The organism is Bradyrhizobium canariense, assembly GCF_019402665.1.
In the GTDB taxonomy this organism is placed as follows: domain Bacteria; phylum Pseudomonadota; class Alphaproteobacteria; order Rhizobiales; family Xanthobacteraceae; genus Bradyrhizobium; species Bradyrhizobium canariense.
On record NZ_VSST01000033.1, the window covers coordinates 1 to 21,061 of the forward strand.

Annotated in this window: 12 protein-coding genes and 6 pseudogenes; 8 read left to right on the forward strand and 10 right to left on the reverse strand. The window is 58.1% G+C overall.

Annotated features, from left to right (window positions below; translation table 11 throughout):
- Together FXB41_RS17545 and FXB41_RS17550 are read left to right on the forward strand one after the other, a co-directional pair.
- On the forward strand, positions 1-1,114 hold a 1,114-nt coding region (locus tag FXB41_RS17545), incomplete at its 5' end, for an IS5 family transposase (RefSeq protein WP_219682622.1).
- 8 nt (positions 1,115-1,122) lie between these two features.
- Positions 1,123-1,388, forward strand: a pseudogene (locus FXB41_RS17550) (FMN-binding negative transcriptional regulator); the annotation flags it as partial.
- Between the two features lie 430 nt (positions 1,389-1,818).
- Here the strand turns inward: FXB41_RS17550 and FXB41_RS17555 are convergent.
- The 4 genes and pseudogenes from FXB41_RS17555 to FXB41_RS17565 all read right to left on the reverse strand — a co-directional run bounded on the left by FXB41_RS17555 (position 1,819) and on the right by FXB41_RS17565 (position 8,918).
- Positions 1,819-7,374, reverse strand: a complete 5,556-nt coding sequence (locus FXB41_RS17555) for a trifunctional serine/threonine-protein kinase/ATP-binding protein/sensor histidine kinase (protein ID WP_219682623.1) — start codon at positions 7,372-7,374, stop codon at positions 1,819-1,821.
- Between the two features lie 511 nt (positions 7,375-7,885).
- Positions 7,886-8,185, reverse strand: coding sequence for a HipA domain-containing protein (locus FXB41_RS40850; RefSeq protein ID WP_246648954.1), 300 nt, complete (start codon positions 8,183-8,185; stop codon positions 7,886-7,888).
- 215 nt (positions 8,186-8,400) lie between these two features.
- Positions 8,401-8,628, reverse strand: a pseudogene (locus FXB41_RS40855) (HipA N-terminal domain-containing protein); the annotation flags it as partial.
- A 119-nt stretch (positions 8,629-8,747) separates the two neighbouring features.
- Positions 8,748-8,918 (reverse strand): hypothetical protein, encoded by a 171-nt coding sequence (locus FXB41_RS17565; protein ID WP_219682624.1) that lies wholly within the window; start codon positions 8,916-8,918, stop codon positions 8,748-8,750.
- Between the two features lie 1,381 nt (positions 8,919-10,299).
- On the opposite strand from FXB41_RS17565, the gene FXB41_RS17570 reads away from it, so the two are divergent.
- The 6 genes from FXB41_RS17570 to nolL all read left to right on the forward strand — a co-directional run bounded on the left by FXB41_RS17570 (position 10,300) and on the right by nolL (position 16,126).
- The gene (locus tag FXB41_RS17570; RefSeq protein WP_088941395.1) at positions 10,300-10,929 is read left to right on the forward strand and encodes a response regulator transcription factor; all 630 of its coding nucleotides are present in this window, start codon (positions 10,300-10,302) and stop codon (positions 10,927-10,929) included.
- Positions 10,930-11,013: 84 nt separating this feature from the next.
- Positions 11,014-11,403 (forward strand): response regulator transcription factor, encoded by a 390-nt coding sequence (locus FXB41_RS17575; RefSeq protein WP_219682625.1) that lies wholly within the window; start codon positions 11,014-11,016, stop codon positions 11,401-11,403.
- A gap of 258 nt (positions 11,404-11,661) precedes the next feature.
- Complete coding sequence (locus FXB41_RS17580; RefSeq protein WP_219682626.1) at positions 11,662-11,865, forward strand: hypothetical protein; 204 nt, start codon at positions 11,662-11,664, stop codon at positions 11,863-11,865.
- 568 nt (positions 11,866-12,433) lie between these two features.
- Positions 12,434-13,696: a diaminobutyrate--2-oxoglutarate transaminase gene (gene ectB, locus FXB41_RS17585; RefSeq protein WP_219682627.1), complete on the forward strand. Its 1,263-nt coding sequence runs from the start codon at positions 12,434-12,436 to the stop codon at positions 13,694-13,696.
- A gap of 279 nt (positions 13,697-13,975) precedes the next feature.
- Complete coding sequence (locus tag FXB41_RS17590) at positions 13,976-14,161, forward strand: hypothetical protein (RefSeq protein ID WP_219682628.1); 186 nt, start codon at positions 13,976-13,978, stop codon at positions 14,159-14,161.
- 843 nt (positions 14,162-15,004) lie between these two features.
- Positions 15,005-16,126: a nodulation factor fucose acetyltransferase NolL gene (gene nolL / locus FXB41_RS17595; RefSeq protein ID WP_311985857.1), complete on the forward strand. Its 1,122-nt coding sequence runs from the start codon at positions 15,005-15,007 to the stop codon at positions 16,124-16,126.
- 247 nt (positions 16,127-16,373) lie between these two features.
- On the opposite strand, the pseudogene FXB41_RS17600 reads toward nolL, so the two are convergent.
- From FXB41_RS17600 to FXB41_RS17625, 6 genes and pseudogenes are all read right to left on the reverse strand, one after another.
- A pseudogene (locus FXB41_RS17600) lies at positions 16,374-17,612 on the reverse strand (aminotransferase class III-fold pyridoxal phosphate-dependent enzyme).
- Positions 17,609-18,125: pseudogene (gene bioD, locus FXB41_RS17605) on the reverse strand (ATP-dependent dethiobiotin synthetase BioD); the annotation flags it as partial. The pseudogenes FXB41_RS17600 and bioD, both read right to left, overlap by 4 nt.
- Complete coding sequence (locus tag FXB41_RS17610) at positions 18,124-18,705, reverse strand: aminotransferase class I/II-fold pyridoxal phosphate-dependent enzyme (RefSeq protein ID WP_376707504.1); 582 nt, start codon at positions 18,703-18,705, stop codon at positions 18,124-18,126. The gene FXB41_RS17610 and the pseudogene bioD, both read right to left, overlap by 2 nt.
- A 175-nt stretch (positions 18,706-18,880) precedes the next feature.
- Positions 18,881-19,233, reverse strand: a pseudogene (locus FXB41_RS17615) (aspartate 1-decarboxylase).
- Between the two features lie 4 nt (positions 19,234-19,237).
- Positions 19,238-20,033: pseudogene (bioB, locus tag FXB41_RS17620) on the reverse strand (biotin synthase BioB); the annotation flags it as partial.
- A gap of 511 nt (positions 20,034-20,544) precedes the next feature.
- On the reverse strand, positions 20,545-20,964 hold the full coding sequence (locus FXB41_RS17625) for a DUF7694 domain-containing protein (RefSeq protein ID WP_219682653.1): 420 nt from the start codon (positions 20,962-20,964) through the stop codon (positions 20,545-20,547).
- Positions 20,965-21,061 lie beyond the last annotated feature (97 nt).

Below are 21,061 nucleotides of genomic sequence, written 5' to 3' on the forward strand. Positions count from 1 at the left end.
CGTTTGCGAGCGCTGGGTTCACGACCCGTATTTCCAGTTCTTCACCGGGCAAGAGTTCTTTCAGCATGCCTTCCCGCACGAGCGCTCGGACCTGAGCCATTGGCGCAAGCGGCTCGGCGACAAGTTGGAGCTGCTGCTGGCGGAGAGCCTGCGGGTGGCGCACGAGGCCGGCGCGTTACGCGGCCAGGACCTCAAGCGCGTCACCGTCGACACCACGGTGCAGCCGAAGGCCATCACCTTTCCGACCGATGCCAAGCTGCTCCATGCGGCTATCAAGGGGCTCAACCGCCTGGCGAGAAGGCACGCCGTCAGGCTGCGGCAATCCTATTCTCGTGTGGCCAAGGCCGCCGCGATGATGGCGGGCCGCTACGCCCATGCCAAACAGTTCAGCCGGCATCAGCGGCAGTTGCGCATTCTGCGCAGCCGGCTCGGCCGCATCATCCGCGACATCCGCCGCAAGATCGAGGGCCAGCCGGCACTGGAGGAGGCATTCGCCCTCCCGCTTGGCCGGGCCGTGCAAATCCGCTCGCAGCAGCAGCGCCAGCGCGGCTGGAAGCTTTATTCCTTCCATGCCCCGGAGGTGGAATGCATCGGCAAAGGCAAGGCCGCAGCCCCTTACGAGTTCGGCGTGAAGGCCTCCATCGTCACCAACAACCGCCGGGCGCCCGGTGGCCTGTTCGTACTGCACGCCAGGTCGCTGCCCGATAATCCCTACGACGGTCATACCCTGCGGGACGTCATCGGCCGCACCGAGGCGCTCACCGGCTGTCCGATCGAGCGGGCCTATGTCGACAAGGGATATCGCGGCCACGACACGCAAAATCCCCGTCGCGTCTTCATTTCGGGCCAGAAGCGCGGCGTGTTCGGCACCATCAAGCGCGAGCTCCGGCGCCGCTCCGCCATCGAGCCCATCATCGGACATCTGAAGGCCGAAGGTCACCTTGGCCGCTGCTATCTCAAAGGCCGCGCCGGCGACGCCGCCAACGTCGTGCTCTCAGCAGTAGGCCACAACTTACGCCGTATCCTCGCCTGGCTCAGAGAACTCTTGTGCCTCTTCCTGATCCAGCTATCGCATACGCTTGCCTGTCCGCTCCCGCTCAATTCGGCTTCTTAACGGACGACGAGGTAGTCACGCGGCTGACTGATGTACATGAGCGCTCAAGCAAAGACCGCTGGGCGGTCTCGGACGCACCTGCCGATTTCATCAAAGCGGAGCTCGAGGGGATTATCGGATTATCGGCCTGCGATTGCAAATTACACGGCTAGATGGCACACGGAAGATGAGCCAGAACCGCAATGCCGCGGATCGCGCCGGCGTCATCGAGGGCTTATCCAAGAGCGACCGTGAGGAAGACCGTCGTGCAGCTCACCTCATTCCGAAAGGATGACGAACCCGATCGACGTATTGTAAACGACCCGGTGTCACGTGGATTTCCTCCACTTCCTCGGCTGCTCTCCTTCTGCACAACCACGCGCGGGCGGCGGGCTTCTGCTCCCGGCAGGTGCTTTACACAGCACAAGAACGCGCCGCGTCCGCGAGCGGCAACCGCGGACGCCCAAGCCGCTAGGCCAACTCCAGCTTTTATGGCGTGCAAGTCTCGAGAGATTTACAAAGAGCCCTCCAGGCGTCTGGAATCTGACATTGCGGTCAGATTGCAGATTCTCTGACAGTTCACGACAATCTGCGGTCGCGCACACTCCCGATGGGCAGCAAGAAACGCGAATGTCTCACATTTGCAAGGTCGCGCAGCTCACTTCTGTCACAATGATAGGGGCTCCCGGACCACCCTGCTCGACCTCGAATTCGGCCTAAGACGTTCAAGAGACCTGTTTCGCCTGATCGACGCCCTCCGGCGCAACGGGAATACTGAACCGAAAGACGGCCCCGTGAGGATCATTGGCGCCCGCCCACATCCGGCCCCCATGCGCCTCAATAATGGAATGGCAAATGGCCAGCCCCATGCCCATGCCTTCTGACTTGGTGGTGTAGAACGCCTCGAACATTCGGTCTGCGCTGTTTGGATCGAGTCCTGGACCTGTATCCCGAAAGCTGACCAATACATTATTCGAGCCATCTGTGCGCGTCGTGATCAGTAATTCGCGTTCGCCTTCGTTGATCTCGCTCATAGCCTCGATGGCATTCGTGATCAGATTGAGAATCACCTGCCGTACCTGAACGCGATCCGCCCTAACGAGCGGCAAAGCCTCAGGCCGTCGGGTTTGCACCCACACGTCATTTTGTGCAAGTTCCGCGCGGACTAGGGCCAACACCTCTAAGATCAATTCGTCAATTGCAAGAAGCTCGGTTTGCATGGGCGCTTTGTTCATAAGAGCGCGGATCCGACGGATCACGTTTCCTGCGCGCATACTGTCACGAACAATCAAACCGAAGGTCTGCCGAACCTCTTCCAGATTTGGCGGTTGAGCACCGAGCCAATTTAGCCCCGCCCCCGCATTACTGCTGATCGCGGCAATCGGCTGGTTCACCTCATGCGCGATCGAGGCGGCCAGATGTCCCATTGTCGTGATCCGATTGGCATGTGCAAGGCCCATCAGAGTCTCGCGATAGCGCCGTTCGCTTTCGCGGGCCTCCGCTTCCGCTCTCTTTCGTTCTGTCAGGTCCAGGACGAAGCCAACACCTTGGTCCTCTCGCGCATCGAACACGGCGAGGCCAATGAGCACTGGCACGCGACTGCCATCCTTCCGAACATACTCTTTCTCGAACTGCTGAACAGCTCCGGTCCTTTTTGCTTCTGTGTGAGCATCCATTGTGCGCTCGTGCCATTCTGGAGGCGTTAGATCGAGACCGTTCACTCGGCCTGCGAGGAGATCTTCTTGCTCGTATCCAACCATCGTGAGGAAGGCTTGATTTGCTTCGATGATCTCGCCCCCTTCGTGAATGATAAAGATTCCGATGATGTTAGCGTCGAGCAAGCGCCGGATTTTCGCCTCCCGTTGCTGAACTTCGCTGTACAACCGGCTGTTTTCGAGCGCTGTTGCAGCTTGAGAGGCAAGCATTTTCTGCATTGATGTTCGGGCAGCCGAGAATATGCGCGGGGCGAGATTATTCTCCAGATAAAGTACGCCGATCAGCTTGCCCTGCGTGATGAGTGGCAGGCAAAGAATAGAACGCGCTTTGCGCTCGCGGATATAAGGATCTTCGGCAAATGAAGGCTGGACGACAGCGTCTTCGAGAACCACGTTTTCGCGGACACGTAGCACGAAATGCAGCACGGATTCGGGAAGAGCCATCGGAGTTACGGGCTGTTCATCCACCTTTATAACGAGCGCATCTGCTACCGTTTTGCCTTCCGCTTCGATCCGTGGCTCGTCGCCATGCAGCAGAATCAACACACCTCTTTCGGCGCCGGCCTGCTCAATGGTAGTCCGCATAAGCTTGTCAATTAGCTTCTGAAGCACAATCTCGCCGGAAATCGCCTGCGACACTTTGATCACCGTCGCCAGATCAAGTTGCTCAACCGGAGCTCCGATCGTCATGCCATTCACGGCAAGCGGGGGCTCCTGATGCATGAGATGCGGATGCAGCTCCTCGAGTTGACGCACCTTACCATCCGCTCCCCAACGAAGGTAGCCGCGCCGCGCGTCCTGCAGGTAAACCCGGGAGATCCTGGCAAAACCGCGTGCAGCATAAAAGCGCGCTGCAAGTTCACAAGCGATCCCCTCGTGGTGGGGGAAACCGTTACGTCCTGCGGTTTGGATTGAGTGTTCGTACAGTCGCATTGCGTCTGCATCCCGGCATTCTAACCTCGCAATTTCAGCGCCGACCAAGGCAGCCCGATTCTCGAAGTTGTCGGGGCAATTCGTCGCCCATGTCTGCAGTTGCCTGTAATGAGCATCAATGACATCTCGGTGTGGCTGTTGTTCGCCTTCGCCCAGCCTGTCGCAATAACACGAGTGAGACAGCGCACCATAAAAGTGAAACTCCGCGGTCAAGGGCTCTGTTGGTATGGTCCATAGTTTGGGCTCGGCCTTCGAGCGAGCCTCAACAGCCGCAGCATAATCGCCGGATAGGAAGCGCGCCTGAAGTTTGCGGATCCAGTAAACGGTTTCGCTAGGTGACTCCGGACTTCCTGCCAACGATCGTTCAACGTCTAGCTCGTCAAATTGTTGGTCGTCGAAGCAACCGAGCGAGCGCGTGAGGCCGCGCATGGTTCTGACGATTGCGAGCTGAGCGGCTACCGCCTCAGCAGCAAATTGTACCTTTCTGTTCCGGATCGTAGCAGCGCTTTTCTCTAACTCGTTCTGTACCTCTTTCAGGTGATCTCCGGCCATCATCATACTTCCGGTTAGATGGACCGAACTGTACGCCTCATAGATGACATCACCGCTACTGACCGCGGCTTCGAGGGCTCGCCGGATCAAAACTCGGCCGTCTCTAAGCGGCTTCGTCCACGGGATCACGGTGGCTCCGACGGCCAAATAGACGTGAGCCCGAAAACGAGAGAACTCGCCGCGATCAGCCAGATCGCAAGCAAGACGACCAAATTTATCGGCCGCTTGGTAGTCACCGAAGCGTCCGGCCGAGATTCGGCCTAACCATGCGTAATGGGCGCAGGAAGCATCAGTGTTGCCGTGTTCGAGGCTGATGCTGACGGCTCGGCAGATCACTAAAGCGGATAAATTGGCGTCTGTGAAACCTGCAGCCGGAAGAATCCGCGTCAACACGGCGAGCGTGGCAAGCTTGGCCTGGTCTGTCATTCGAGGCAAACCAGCAACATCCTCGATTGCGTCGGGCAGCTGTGACCACATCCGCTGATATTCGGCCAGCATTTCATGGTCCGTCGGACGCTGCGACCACTCGATCCCGACGTCGCGAAGATATTCGAGACCTATGAGCACTGCCCGGCCGTGCTGACCCAGCGTCAAGTAAAGATCGACCCGCAAACATGCGACCGTTGCTCGTTGTGGCCCGTTCAAAGCTCGCTTCGACAGTGCGGACAAGAGACGCTCTGCAATCTCCAGCTGGCCTACCAAGAATTCGCATTCGGCCCGGCTGGTCTCGAGTGCGAACGCGAGCTCGCGGCGCCTTTGCCAAAAATTGGGCGCGAGCAGCGCAGCACCGACGGTGAAATATGTTAGCGCCGAGGCGTAGGCCGCCGAGGCCTTGGCACGCTGCCCTGCGATCAAGTTCAAGTCGGCGAGCTGCTCTCGCTCCTGACCGGAAGCGATGAGCGCGACGCCTCGATTGAGCTGACTGACAATGTCGAAGATGGCCTCTTCGCGTTTGTGCGCAGGGATGTGTGCCGCGAGCATCCGACCGATCCGCAGATGGGAAGGAGCGCGCGAGGATTCCGGCATCAGCAAGTAGGCCGCCTCTTGAACGCGATCGTGGACAAAGCGGTAGGCTGTCCCATGCCGCACGATCAGTTCCTGCCGGATTGCCGGCCACACGGTCGCGTGCACTTGCTCCTGTGGAATTTCGAGCACAATCGCAAGCTCCGCCGTCCCGGCGATGTTGCCGAAACAGGCCAGCTGTTGCAGCGCTTCCTGCGTTTCCTTGGGCAGCCGGATGAGCTTGCCGAGCATCAGATCGACGACGTTCTCGGTGTACGCTTTTGCGTGAATTCGCTGCAGATCCCAACGCCAGCGCGCCGACACGTGATCGAACGTCAACAGCTGCTCTCCGGCTAGTTCAGACAAGAATTGAACGGCGAAGAACGGATTGCCCATCGTCTTCTGATGCACCAACTTCGCAAGCGGGGCAGCGCGTTTTGGTCCGCAGCGAAGGGTATGCGCGACCAACTGCCCGACGTCGTCTGCGCTGAGCGGCGATAGCGTGATCTCCTGTAGATTTAGGCCGGCTCTCCCGATGGACTCGAGCTTGCGTTTGAGCGGATGATCTGCATCAACTTCGTTGCTGCGGTAAGCTCCAATAAGCAGCAGGTGCAGATCCGGCTGGGTCAGCAGATCCTCGATCAGGTCGAGTGTTGCGGCGTCATACCACTGCAAATCATCGAGGAAGAGCACCAATGGATGGGTTCGCCGGGCGAACACGCCAATAAAGCGACGAAACACGAGCTGGAAACGGATTTGCGCTTGGCGGGCTGGAAGCTCAGCAACCGCGGGCTGCTCGCCGATAACAAGGCTCAAATCGGGGATCAATTCGACCATCAGCCGTCCATTCCCACCGAGCGCCTCCCGGAACGCCTGCCGCCAAGTCGCGAGTTCGCCCTCACTTTTGCTGAGAAGAGGACGCACAAGGCTCTGAAAGGTCTGCACTAGTGTCGCATATGGCACATCGCGCTTCACTTGGTCGAATTTGCCTGATGCCAAGAGCCCGCGATAGGGCACGAGTACTTTGTGTAGCTCCTGGACGAGCGAAGACTTACCGATGCCGGAATAACCGGCAACCAGCACCAACCTCGGCGCGCCGCTCTTCACCGCTCGATCGAAAGAGCCAAGCAAGGTCTCGATCTCGCGGGCTCTCCCATAGAGCTTCTCGGGGACGATCAACCGATCAGGTGTGTCGTCTGCGCCAAGTTCAAAAGGCTCGATGCGACCATGGTTGGCCCATGCTGCCAGACAGTGTTGCAGATCGTGTTCAAGGCCAGCGGCAGTCTGGTAGCGTTCCTCGGCGGTTTTCGCGAGGAGTTTCATCGCAATGTGAGAGATTGGCTCCGGGACATTTTGCGATTTCTCGAGGGGCGGTGTTGCTTTTCTTGCAATATGACAATGAATCCACTCCAACGGGTCTGAGCCCGTGAACGGCAGCGCGCCGGTCAGCATCTGGTAGAATATCACCCCAAGTGAATAGAGATCACTGCGAGAGTCGACCGAGCGATTCATTCGTCCGGTCTGCTCGGGCGCCATGTAGGGCAGCGAGCCGGCGATGAACTCGGCAGGCTCAAGCGGCACCCGCTCGCGGGAAAGCCGGGACGCCAGCCCGAATCCGGTGAGTCGCACTTGTTCGTCAGGACAATTGACCAGAATGTGACCGGGTTTCAGGTCCTTGTGGATTAAGCCGCGGCGGTGGAGCTTGCCCACGGACCTCGTGACACCAATAGCAAGGCGCAGGAAGCGCTGAGGCTCCATGCCGACTCCAACTAAGTTTAGCAGCGGCTCGCCGCATGGATCCTCCAGGACCAGCATGGTACGACCAGCTTCCCGGATGAGTTCCAGAGGCCGCACCGCCCATGCCTCATCTAGCTCCTCTCTCAGCTCATACTCGTGGGCGAGGCACTCGATCGTGGCGGGGTGTTCCCCGGTGGGCCGCACGAGAAGCACGACAGCCTTGCTGCCGTTGATTTGCCGCCACGCACGGCAGAACACACGACCTCCGTCCCTCCACAGGGGCTGGATGTCGTTGTCGAGATTTGAGCCGAACACATTTCGGCTGGGAGGGGCGCGCGGCATTTGCCTGACCAGACTAAGAAGACGCGCGCCAAATCTGACACATAAGAGGCGCCATTGTGAAGGAACTTCACAAAATTCGCTGCAGGGTCCGGATCATGGCCGCCAAAGAGAGCCCGCAGCAAGCACAATATAACGGACGCACGCTGTATGTTAGAGCCCGATCGTGTCGATCGAGCGCAGCCCTGCGCGCAGCTCGAGCCCGGGCGGCGGCTCCGGACTACGCAGCGCGCCGGCGCGGAAGGAGTCCTTCGCGATAGAGCGACTCAAGCCGAAGGCTTCCCACGCCAAGGACAGCGGCTCGATTGACGTGTGGCCGAAAATGCCGCCACTAACAATGAAGTTGTTTGGCACGTCTACTTTGAAGAGGAACAACTCGCCCGGCTGGAGCGCCCGAAACTGCGTGGTGCCGCTGGGTTGCCACGAAAACGTCCTTTGATCTGCTTCCGCTTCATCTCTTCCCTTTGGCAGGTTAAAGATAGCTGGAATACCGGGCCGCCCTCTGATTCGGATTTCAAGGCGGCGGCACGGACAAAGCCTGGCAGCAATCCTCTTGAGGCAAATGTAGGGGACGGTTGTCGCCGGTCCAGCGGCGATCGAACCTCTCAACCACGAGCACACGGTTGCCTTCAAACTCCTCGATCGCGATGGCGGCGCTCGGAAGTCCGAGAGCTGCTGTCAGCTGGCAGAAGAACTCATTCTCGACGCTGTAGGAAAGATTGAGGCCGTTCGGTAGTCGGTCAATCCGCGGTTTGAGAATGTGCGTCGTGGCTGTAGTCGCCAGCGGCTTGTACCAACGCCCTTTCCAGAACAAGCGCGCGGTCTTTTCCTGGGCGCCGGCGATCGAGATCCGAAAGTCCTCGTCCTCACCAAGCTCAAGGAGAGCCGATGCAAAGGTCGCCGAGAAGCCGGGCGATTCTCGTCGTCAACGGGTCTGCCGTCAACAGCCCCGGCAGCGCCCGGGTTCGATGCCGTCCGGCAGGAATTGCAATGGGCCGACGCAGTCCCGTCCGCACCAGTGAGTAGGTCGTAAGCGTCGATGCCCTGAGCGTGGACTCGCTCCGCCATACGATGGCGGATGGGCATGCTGTCGGGCAGGAGATTGTCGGAAACGGCGACGACAGCGGCACCGATATAGCGGTCCCTCACGCAGAGCAGAGATAGCGACACGGGCAGCGCATGCTCCCAGGCAAGCCAGGACGGATCGTACTGAAAGTCGATTGCGCCGACGAATGGTGTTCTGCAATGCGCGTTCACCGGCTTCGGATGAGGAGAGCACAAGGTTCGCTTTGTGGGCAATCTCGGATCGGCACATACTTTGATCCGTCATCTCCTCGACGAAGATGGGTGCGCTGCCTAAAACCCAGCGACGCTCCTTACAAGCTGGGTTCCAGCGAGCCCTTCTTCGATAGCCCTTTCGAACGGAGACGGCTGCGATCCTGAACGACGTGTTCCTTGCCCTGACCAAGGCCGGCCACCAGCCTTGGATTGGCGAACAACCCCGCAATGTCAGCATGACAGTGGGCCGTTAAGACGATCTCGTTCACGCTCGACCACCCGGGGCCAGGACGCAGGCCAACGGACGACTCCAAACACCGCATGAAGCTTCCGAAACCCTCCGACTGGAGATCCCAGCCACTGGAGAACAGCGGAACGCCTTCTCGTCCCAGTCGCGCTGCGACAGATCTAACTTGCCAACTACGAACTCCACCTAGTCGGCTCGAGAGATGCTAACTCGATCAATCTACAAGACATGTACAACGTGACCCTACGTACGATTCAAGCCTTTCCCGTCTGTGTGAAGTAGCAGGGAGTCACCATCTACTTTGGCTGCTAAACGAGTCTCAGTTTTGCCACGCGGGTCACATCATCTGGGACACCATCACCACGGATGTACTGGCGATGTGGGGCGAACCCGGCACACTTCTTCTCAAAGGAGTGCGCCGGGCCGCCTTAATGAGTTGCGTCGGAAGATTGATGAGCTAGTGGGCGGTTGGCGGCTGCTCCAAGCGGACCGATCGAGCCAGTTTCAGCCCTATACTGCGGCATTGAGGAGCTAAGCTTCGAATCAGCGTGCTCGATACGCACCTATGGTGCCCGCCAATCCCGCGAATGCGCCCTCTCCATTTGAATTACACACATCATCTTCGGATACGAGCAGCGAAGCAATCGGCAGGACGCACGAACGTGGGCGCCCCCGCAGCTCGGGATGATTACATTTCCTACAAAGCACGACCGAAAGGACTTGAATCGCACCATGCGTCAGGTTGTACGAAACCGATGCAAGGTGCTTTCCCAAGCTCGCTAAAGACGCAACTCACAGGCGCTCTGACGACGCAAAAAAGAATTTATGTGCTGATGCCGCTGCTACTCGTTCTGATGTCCATTTTCTTTACTGCGGGTGCGATAGTCTACGCCTCATGCCGATCTCAACAACGCCGGCGGGATCGGCGCATGCACAGGCACATTGGCCCCAATTCGCTCAGCTCGCGCCCCCGCGTGCAGCTACCGAGGCGGCGGGCATTTTGATCCGGCCGCTTAACGAGAGTCCGCCGACGCCTCATGCGCCCTGCCAAGCGGCATCCGCCGCCAGCTAGAGCGAGCGCCTCAACTTGGCTGCTGATTGATTTGATCAATGCCGCCGGGCCGTTCCGACGGGACGGCGGACAGACGGAAGCCAGTTCTCGACCACTCGGGCCCTTTTTGCTAGACTTTCGTGATAATGTCTTACGCACGCAAACGGCTGGCCGTTCGCATACCTGGAAGATCTCAGAGATTTGCACTGCGCGAAAGCTCCTGAGAAGGCCGCCACGAGCAACCTTTGGTCGTGGCTCCACGGAACTTCTACCACGATTGCAAAGTGAGGCTTTTATCGTGACCAAGCGCTCTGAACCGCGGAAGCAAGCCGCAACTGTCGAAGGGCCGGAGGTGAGACCGAGCGTGTTGGTCGTCGACGACGACCTCTCAATGCGCGAATCGCTCGTAAACCTGTTTCGTTCGATCGGTCTAGACGTTGTCGCTTTCGGATCGGCCCAGGAACTGCTCCAGAGCGAGCTTCCTGATGTTCCCAGCTGCCTTGTGCTTGATATCAGACTGCCGGGCTTGAGCGGGCTGGAGCTCCAGATTGAATTAGCCAAACTGAAGGTTCACATTCCCATTATTTTCATCACCGCTCATGGCGATATTCCGATGACCGTCAAAGCGATGAAGAATGGAGCAATCGATTTTCTCGGCAAGCCGTTTCGCGATCAGGAATTGCTCGATGGAGTGGTCGCAGCGATCGAACAGGATCGCAAGAGACGAGCTATAGACAAGGTTGTCACGAAGCTGCAGTCCTTGTTCGAGGCTCTAAGTCCACGAGAGCAGGATGTCTTGAGACTGGTCGCTACGGGCCTCTTGAACAAACAGGTAGCCGCGGAACTCGGGCTTGCCGAGATTACAGTCAAAATCTACCGGGGGCACGTGATGAAGAAGATGGGTGCTCGATCACTAGCCGATTTGATTAGAATGGCGGAGAGGCTGGGAATTGGGACCGACCGTTTCAGAGTACAAACCTAAGTATGATTTTACAATTTCTTCGTACACGCGCACCCTTCAGCTGGCCGCCATGCTTCGGCCAGTGCCTTCGCCCAACCAGGACGGGTGGTCTTGTCTAACACTATTTCCGTTGTCGACGATGATCCTTCAATTCGTCTCGCGCTGAACAACCTCTTGAAATCACAGGGCCACATCGTTCATACGTTTGCTTCGGCTGAGGAATTCCTTGAGTCGTCTCAATTGAACGGCACGTCCTGTGTAATTGCAGACGTGCAGATGCCCACGATGAGCGGCTTTGAACTTTTAGAACAGATGCGGGCCCAAGGCCACGCTGCGCCATTCATTTTGATTACTGCCTTCGCGGATGATCGCACGCGAGCCCGCGCTTTGAGCGCCGGCGTGACCGGCTTTTTCGCTAAACCGTTTCCCGCTCTGGAGTTGATGGCCTGCGTCGATGAAGTACTCCGCGAGCACCGTCCCGGAACAAACGCCTGAAAGCGGGGCAAGCAATCTGGACCAAGCCGCGCCCGCGCGGCGCTCACGATGTCGATCAACGCGCGATTGCTCGTGCTTACCCCGTGCCAGTGGCGACCATCACCTTTCCATGTAGCCGTACTCCTGTCGCTGTTGTCGCACTTTCGACGTCTGGTTGAAGCACTTGCTAGTTCGGGCCCCTGACAACATGCCTCTCGTATGATCGCGTAATCCGACGAGGCCGAAGCGCTCGTCGCGTTAACCCAGGAGCGCGCGATCTTGAGTGCGACAACCATTGCTGAGTTCGGCGCGAAAGCGCCACGGGTCCGGCCGCCGAGTTGGGGGGAAAAGGAGGCGGCGATCGCGGCCAACATCACGGAGTTTGTCAAGACGTTCGCTGCGGAATTCCGAGAAGCCGCAAAGACGTATGTTGGCAGATCGAATGTTGGCGGATCGAACGGTTTGCACCGCCAGATCCGCTAAATTCGGTTCGATCCCAGCAACTCTTCGGACTGAAGCACCGGAAGCTTACGCATCCGTTGGAATGGCAACACAAGTGCCGCTGGCAGATTCGATCTGAAGCCATGCCTTTGCTTCCGAACGCATCCACGCCGACGACTGCCCGGCGATTGTGTCGACCAAGCGCAAGGCCAAAACCGGTCGGGCGGCGGGCGTGTCCTTCTAGTCCCTGAGACCGTGGCCTGAGCATGTCGCTTCCGGCTCGCGGTATCCTGACGCAAGGTACCGCACGCATGCGCAACGTCTTCCCGCGCGGCTAGGTAAACCTGTTCGCGAAAGATGACTTAACACGGGGGCCGTCGCTGGATGGGGACGAAGCTACTAGAGATGGTAGCTTTGTTCCGCCTGGTTCTCAGGTAACCCGTTGGAGCTGATTTTTAGATGCGCTACGCGCAACCCAAACGATGCCGAGAGGCGAGGAACCCGCGGTCATGGCCTGCCAGTCCTGCACGATGTTGGCCCGCGTTGTTTCATCGGGCAGATTGTCTGGTCGACGCGACGACCGCATGGTTGGAGTACACAGGGGAGCCGAATGAAGACAATTGAAACGCTAGAGTCCAATGTGCGTGCGTACTCACGTTCCTTTCCTGCTGTCTTCAATGGGGCGCGCGGTTCAATTATGTTCACAGAGGGCGGCCGAAAGGTCATAGACTTTCTGTCTGGCGCTGGAACGCTAAACTATGGCCACAACAATCAGCAGATCAAAGCAGCAATCAGCGACTATCTGGAGTCGGACGGGGTCGTCCACGGCTTGGACATGGCCACTCCAGCAAAAGTCGAATTCATGGAGACCTTTAGCTCTGTTATTCTTCGGGAACGGAATCTTTCCTATCGCTTTCAATTCACCGGGCCTACAGGAGCTAACGCCGTTGAAGCAGCTCTAAAGCTCTCGCGTAAAATCACAGGGCGTCACAACGTCATTTCTTTCACGAACGGATATCACGGCCAAAGCTTGGGAGCCACAGCCGCGAGCGGTAACCGCTTTTACCGTAAAGCCAGCGGGATTCCCTTATCCGGCACAACTTTCATGCCCTATGATGGGTATCTTGGCTCCTCGTACAGTCCGGCGGATTACGTTCGAAAGGTGTTAATGGACGAGAGCAGTGGTACTGATCTTCCAGCCGCCATTCTCGTCGAAACCGTGCAAGGAGAGGGAGGCATTAACGTCGCCGGCAAGGAATGGCTGCAGTCGATGCAGGCTTTGGCAAAAGAGGTCGGAGCTATTTTCATAGTTGACGATATCCAAATGGGCTGTGGTCGCACAGGTGAGTTCTTCAGCTTCGAGTTCGCTGCATTGTCGCCAGACATTGTTGTGATGTCGAAATCGCTGAGTGGTTACGGCTTGCCATTGTCGATGCTCTTGATCAAGGAAGCGATCGACGCATGGGAACCAGGCGAGCACACGGGAACATTTCGCGGAAACAACCTTGCACTCGTTTCTGGCAAGGCGGCATTGGATCTGTATTGGCGCAACCAGACGTTCTCGCAACAGATCCAACGCTTGGGTGCATTTATGCGGCGTCGACTCGATGCTATCGCGCATCAGCACGGAAACGAGTTTGCCGTTCGTGGACGCGGCATGGTATGCGGCTTCGATTGCAAAACGAGCGAGATCGCAGAGGCGACGTCACGGAGAGCATTTGTGAAGGGATTGATTATCGAGCGATGCGGACCGACGGATCAGGTTGTCAAGTTCCTGCCTGCACTTACGATCGCCGAAGAAACGTTGGGACAAGGGCTCGATATATTCGAGGAATCATTGACTGAAACTTTGAAGTTGGCCCGACCAAGCTAACTTGCCGGCACACGAGAGACACTGGTCCTAGCGACAGCATCGCCGCCAACGACACTGGCGTGGGTCCTTGCTTCGCGCCGAAACGGTCAGGGGTTGTGAGGCAATAATGTGGAGCTAACGCCTGAACGCCAGCGCTGTTTGTGATCCGCTGAGTCGCTGGTGCGCGAAGAACGCCTTGCTCCCTGCTTGGTCCGCAACACGTGAGTGTGGAGCCCCCTAGGTCCGCCGAAGGCGACCTCGTTGGCGGAGCGGAGTCGAATGGTGTAGTAGGCCTTCAAAGTGCTGCGCGACGAGTTATTGAATGACGATCGCATCTACGCCAGTCCACAAGTGAGGAGAGTCCGCCAGGCTGCGATCTACCGCCTCATCCCCACGCCAAGCTCAGCTGATATTGATCGAGAAGCCTGCCTCGGCGACGTCGCGCACGCGCATCTGACCGTGCTCTTTCACGCACTCCTGCGTTAGATCTGGCCTCCTTGCAGCATTAGGTCATGTTGCTCGAACGCAGTTGGTCATCCGCCCAAGTACGATCAACCAGGCCTCCCCCGGATGCACATAAGCGACGAGCTTCAGCTAGAGATGGTACTCCACACGCGCAGCCCGTTTCACGCCTGGCCTTCATGAGCACGTGTCCATCACACGGGTGCGGACTTTGTCAGGACCGTAGACATTCCGCAGCTGCGATCCAGCCGAGCCGTTTACACCATAAGTGCGGCAGCAATCACTGCGGCGGCGGCTTTACGACAAAAGTCGTCACGGCAAGCGCGGTTCAGGCGTGAGTTGCACGAAGCCGAACGAGCAGCTCAATTCAAAAAGCGTTGGTCCTCGGCTTTTGCTCCACAACTCGGAGCACCGATATCCGTGTGCCCCCCAGCCCGATGCCATAGCCCAAGTTGGCGTGATCGAGTTCAGCTATCAGACGCCCCGTTAGCTTGATCACCCCGGCGTCGACGGGACCAAATGTCGACTATGCTGGGCGAACCGAAGAAGCCCGACGCATCTGCCGGGTCCGAGATGCGTCGGGCTGAGCGGGAGACTGAGTGCGACAGTCTTCCTCCCAGAGCCGCGTCTGCAACTAGCATGCCGTGCCCGCACTGCCAGCCCAGCGTCTCAAACCAAATATCGGCTCTCTCCCGCACAGTTTGCTGAGGCGTACAGAGATGCTCGGCCCACGGCTAGTTCCTCAAGGCCTAACCAGTTGAGCTTGTTGCCCTTCCAAAAACTCCCACCATCACCTTTCGTCTCAACCAAAAATGAGGCAGAAGAAGCGGACAACGGGCCGCCGGCTCATCAACAACAGATATCTAGATGTTTGATAGATTGCAACGCGTGACTGGAATAATGGCCCCGAGCTCGCGCACGACCGGGGCAAGCGATCGAGATCTGAGCTTAGATTTCGCGAAAGGTGCGCTCATTGTCTTGGTAATCGTTGGGCACCTGATCCAGTATGTCATCTATCGAGACGGCGGCTTTTGGTATTCGCCGTACTACAAAGCAATCTATATGTTTCACATGCCACTCTTTATGGCGATAAGCGGCTATCTTTCTTCTCGATCGTTGCTGCAGAAGTCGTTCACTCAGGCCGCCATCGCCCGTGCGACGCAGCTCTTACTGCCCATGCTGTTTTGGTGGGCGCTCATGGAGACAGCTAAGTCAGCGGCATTGTGGCGCGCGACCAGCCTAACTACCGGACTTTTGGAATTTGTAGACGATCTTGCCGGCACATACTGGTTCATCTGGGCCACGTTTGTTTCTTACCTTCTCATCAAGATACTCACCAGGCTGAGCCACCGATCGTTGGTCATATCTGGCTCAGCGATACTGATTGCACTCGTTCCTCTGACGTTCTCCATATCACCCTTGATCAGGTTCACTTACCCGTTCTTCTGCTTGGGATTCTTGTTTGCTCAATCGAGCGAACGATGGACGACTACATCGCGATCTCACAAGCCGCTCTTGATTTTATTTCTCTCGGTCTTGACTTGCGTATGTTTTGTAGCCTGGGGCAAGGACACTTATGTCTACAATAATCTTGGACTAATTCACGATTTTCGGTCGGCCAAAGACGTGCTTCTGATGTTTGTTGGCGCTGCAGCTGCCTCAGCAATCGCCATCGGACTCTTGCTGCAATGCTGGCGCTTTAGCCACTCAACCCGAATCGCCCGCTTTATAGCTATGGAGTTGGGCCAGACCACGCTGCTGCTCTACCTTGTCCAGGGTACCGTGTTCCGTCTAATGGATTTCATACAGCTCGGAGAACTTTGGGATCTCACGAGCCAGTTGATCATCGCGGGTCTGCTCGGGGCGGCAATTGTTGCGATCGCGCTAGTGGTCCGCTCGACTGTTCGCGGCGTTCCATATCTGTCTCAGCTCGTCCTTGGAATGCCACCGCGGTCAGGTCTCCCGCGAGCCAAACCCGCAATGAACTAGCTGTATGCATTTGATCGTCCGAGTACGGCAGGATGTTGCGATGGCATCGCCTTATGCTGCCGCCGGAATAGCGTTCGAAGCCCGATCGGGCGGCGTCGGCGTCCACCGGCCGAGCCGGTCGGCATAGAGTAACGTAACATGCGAGTAACCATCGTCCATTTCGGCACCTTATGGCAAGGCACTCTCAACTCGTTCCGGAAGCCGACGACAACTCAGACTCCCTAGTCTTGCGGAGCCGCGCGCGTCTTCAGGCCAGCGCATCGGCAGCGTCATAGACGCCCGCATATATTTCGTGCAGGTCTCCTGGTGTTACACAATATGGCGGCATCACATAGATCGTATTACTGCAGCAAGAGATTGCGCATTTTAAAGAAGGCGTGAAGCTTCGGGCCGACGCCTGCCAATGGCCGGTATCCTTCGTCTTCAGATCGAGTGCACTGTGACGGCGCCGCTACGGCGAACGTTTGCAAAGCGCCGATCGCCGCGGAATGGTTCAATTGCCTGCTCTTGCATGGTTGCGAGCGCAGCAATGCGTCTGACCTGTCTTTCCACAGTTCCAGGTTAGCCTTGGCGGCGGCACAGGCCAGCGGATTTGCCGTGGACGAACTCGAGTGAAGGATTGTGCGTACGGTCTTTCGAGTAATGGGCATCGAAAATCCCTGGCCAGCACAGTGTCACAGCGAGCGGCAGCGCCCCTCCCGTGAGGCCCTTGAATAGCACGCTCGATCTGGCACAACATTGGCCTGCTCACAGGCGAGATTGTTCCGGTGCGGCTCCAGCCCGTCATGACCTCATCGGCAATGAACAGGACGTCCGACGCCTCGCAGATCCGCTTCATCTCACTTAGCACCCAAGTTGGGTACCTCAGCATTCCGCCTGCCTCAACACCAGGCTCGACAATAAGGGCTGCGCGATTTTCGTGCCGACATGCTGATTCAAGCGCATCAAGCGTTGCCTGCTCACGACCGCTCGCAGGGAATGGCATTGAGGTCAGGTCGAACAGGAGCGGTCCGTACGCCGCGTTGAAGACACCGCGGGCACCAATCGACATCGCGCCGAACGTGTCGCCGCGATAGGAGTGCTTGACAACGATGCGTGTTCCCTGTTTGCCTCTATTGTGCCAATAGCCGAGTGCCATGTTCAAGGGCGACTTCAAGCGGCTGAGCCACTGTCCGAGTAGAACACATGGTCCAAGCCTTGGGTTATGAGTTTCAAAAGGAGCCGAGCGACCTCCTCGGCCGGATCATGCGTGTAGCCGGCGAAAATGACTCGCTTCAATTGCCGGCCTATTTGTGAATCGCGCTCACGATCTGCGGATGGCAATGGCCGTGAGTGACACCCCACCAGGATGCGACTGCATCTATGATTCGATGATCATCCGCAGTGTGGAGATAAGCACCGTCGCTACGCACAACCTTGGTCATCTCTTGTGAAGCGCATGCTGCTCGAATGGATGCCAGATTGGCCACCTGTTGTTTGGCTTCATGGCTGGAAGTCGCTGGAAATGAACGAGTCTTTGAAGACGACCCGTAGGCTGTCTGCCGTCAGAGGAGAAATCCAGGGCAGCCGGCCTAACCAACGCACCCGCGCGATGTCACAAATTGCGCTTTCAGTTTCAGCATTTCTTTCCCCCGATAATGCGATCCCAAGAATGTCGATCTGGCGCTTTCGCAAGGCCTCAATCGGCAGCAGGGAGTGATTGATGGTCCCGAGTAGCGTGCGGGCGCGGAGCACGACGGGAAGCCGCCACCGCTCGAAGATGTCGATGTAGAGTGGGCTACGGTTCAGCGGCACCATCAGCCCGCCGGCGCCTTCGATGACGAGCGGTCGCTCCCCGGCCTGCGGCCCGATGAGCGAATCCGGGGTCGATGCGAATTCCGTCTATCTCGGCCGAATGATGCGGGGAAGCGGGTATTTTAAGGCGGTAACGCTCCGGAACGATCCGATCGGCCGGAAGACCGCTCAGCCGTGCAACCAGCTGGCTATCGGCCTCCCCTTCAAAACGATTCTCGCCAACGATATAGGGCAGGATCTGCGAATTCGAAGGACTTCTCTCGCCTCGCACAGCCATCTCCCGATGCAAGAACGCGACCAGCTTCGTCAACCGTTCTTCGCTCCGGCTCCTCCTGCAGGATCAAGAGAGACTCCCGCACGGCCACCGCCATCAACAGCGACCGAGCGGTCGCGAAGATGAACGGGCGACAGCGATTGATCGTGCGCAGCACGCCAGTGGCGGTGACAAGCGCGCCGGAAGTTCCCAACGCCTTACCGCAGGTATGAACAACGAGGAGATTCTCGCGTCCTTCATAGGCCGCCGTGAGCCCTCGTCCTTGCTCGCCGTAAACGCCCGTTGCATGAGCTTCGTCGACAAACATGAACGCGTCGTGCAGGTGCGCGATCCCGAGCAGGTCTCCAAGCGGTGCGACTTCGCCATCCATGCTGTAGAGGCTCTCGACTACGATCCAGACCCGCCCGGCTCCTGCGGCCGGGCGCCAGTCGCAAATTGCCGCTTTCGATAGCCTGCGGATTGTTATGGGCACTGATTCGAAACGCTGCTCGGCCCGTTCGCGCTCCTTCATGAATACTGGCGTGAACCGGCGAATCAAGGACGAGCAGGTCGTCTTGTTGCGACAGCCTTGTCAGCACAGCAACATACCCGCAATGACGGAATTCATTCATCACTCGCTGAGCAACGATGGACGCCGCAAAACTCCCAACTGGCCGGACAGGGTCTTCCCGCGTTGGCTTGTGGGTTCAAACTTGCAGGATGGGATCTTCTCGATCAGCCGGCACAATGCGCGGCCTGAAGATGCTCGCATCCTCCTCGTCAAGTGACGCGTATGCAACAATACTTATCTTATCTGCGGGCATCGCCAGTCGCGCCGCCGCACCGTTTACGTCTACGGTGCCGGACCCTTGTGGCGCTTCGGTCACAAACGTTGCAAAGAGTGTTCCCGTCTCGAGGTTGTACAGTTCGACGCGAACGTTAATCGGATACCGGCCGCGTCCAGCAGCGCGCGATCAATCGAGATCGAGCCTTCATAGTGCAGGTCGGATTCAGTGACGAGGTGCAATGAATCGTTCCCTTCAATCAGGACAATCTGCATTTCTTTACCTACGCTGATGGCTTGCGCGCGCCACGCCCATTGTTCTGGATGACTTAAGCGGGTCAGACATAATACCGAGCCGGGCTAGCACACTTGCATCCCGGTCAACTTGCGGATTTTTGGTCGTCAGCAACACATCGCCGACAAAGATGGAATTCGCACCAGCCAAGAAGCATAGGGCCTGGAGTTCATCAGTCATGTACTCACGCCCGGCGGCCAACCGTATGACGCTGTTGGGTATCATGATCCGCGCGGTCGCCACCAGGCGCACCAGTGCAATCGGATCGGGACGCTCCGCCGTGAACCTCACCGGCACGCCATTCACCTCGTTCCAGAGCTTGATCCGGATGCTTTCCGGATGGTTCGGAAGATTGGCGAGCAGTAGCAGCATGCTGAGACGGTCCTCGGCGTCGTCACCGATGCCAATAATTCCGCCGCAGCAGATTTTGATGCCCGCCTGGCGCACGGGCGTAAGAGTGTCGATTGGCTCTTGCAAGGTCCGGGTCGTGTTGATGCTGCGGTAGAACTCAGGCGAGGTGTCCACGTTGTGATTGTAGAAATCGAGGCCGGCGTCGGCGAGCCGTGCGGCGTGCTTTGGCGTGAGCATGCCGAGCATTACGCACGTCTCCATGCCACAATCTTTAACGGCGGCAATCATATCGCAGACCTGATCGAGGTCGCGGTCCTTGATTGCGCCAGGCCGCGGCCACGCAGAAGCGGGTCGCCCCTGCGGCCTTGGCCCGTTGCGCGGCGGAGACCACGTCAGACCGATCCATCAAGCGAGCCGCCTTCAGTCCACTGGATACAAGCAACACCCACATGCGCAGCTCCGGAAACGCACTCTTGCCCGGTATTGAAGGAGAAATATCGCCGAGTTACGCGGGCCATCGCGCGCATATCAGGCTAATAGCCGGCCCGCCTTCCAGGATTTGATCGCAGCATCGAGGCACGCGCAACAACGCTGCCCGACGCGTCTCACCCAGGTCACTAGCCGATGCGTACGTAGTTGCGCCCCGTATGTCCTTTACTGATGCGAGGATTTGGCCGCCCGCAATGTGTACCGGATCGACCGATCCGCTCTAATTCGTCACCTGGCCGATTCCTCGCTGGCGTTGTTATGCGCGTCATATTGCGCACAATAGACGAGCCGATTCTGCGGCGTGCCTTGCCGCTTTGAGAAGCGCAGCGGCCTTTGGTGCGCAGAGTGGTGCCCGCGGGCCCTTGGCGGGCCTGTGGCCGCCTAGGCTCCAGCGCCACTGCGCTCTCGATTACGTGCCGCCGCTCGACTTGGCATCGATGCGGCCGGGTCCGTTAAGACATGGCACTCATCTGCGCAAACAGAATTGCCGCTTCAGACGGCCCCAGCCCGACGATGCCCACGAAGGCTGACGGAGGCATCGGAATGACCTGACGGGTCGGCCTCCAGAGATGCAGGCAATAGCGACTGTTGTTCACATACTGTGACTGAGGAGGATGCAGCTGCATCACGCATTCCTCCTGATGCCAAAACAGATCTTTGGCGAGACACATCTCCTCCCAATTTGGAGATCGCCGAGGCGTCGACACAGAGACATGCTCCCATCCCGGATGAACGAAGCCGATGATCTTGAGCTGGCAGCCACAAGGCCCCTGCACGAAGAAGAGACCGGAAGGACCAGATCCGGGTGCGGTGGCGAACCGGCCATCGCGCACGCGTCCCGCTTCGAGCCTTTCTACAATTTGCTTCCTCACACCTCCTCCCTCTTTTGACCGATAGGGTCGAATCCGGCACCACTCGTGTTGTCCGACTCATACATTGACCGGCCGCCGCGCCGGCATGGGCAATCCC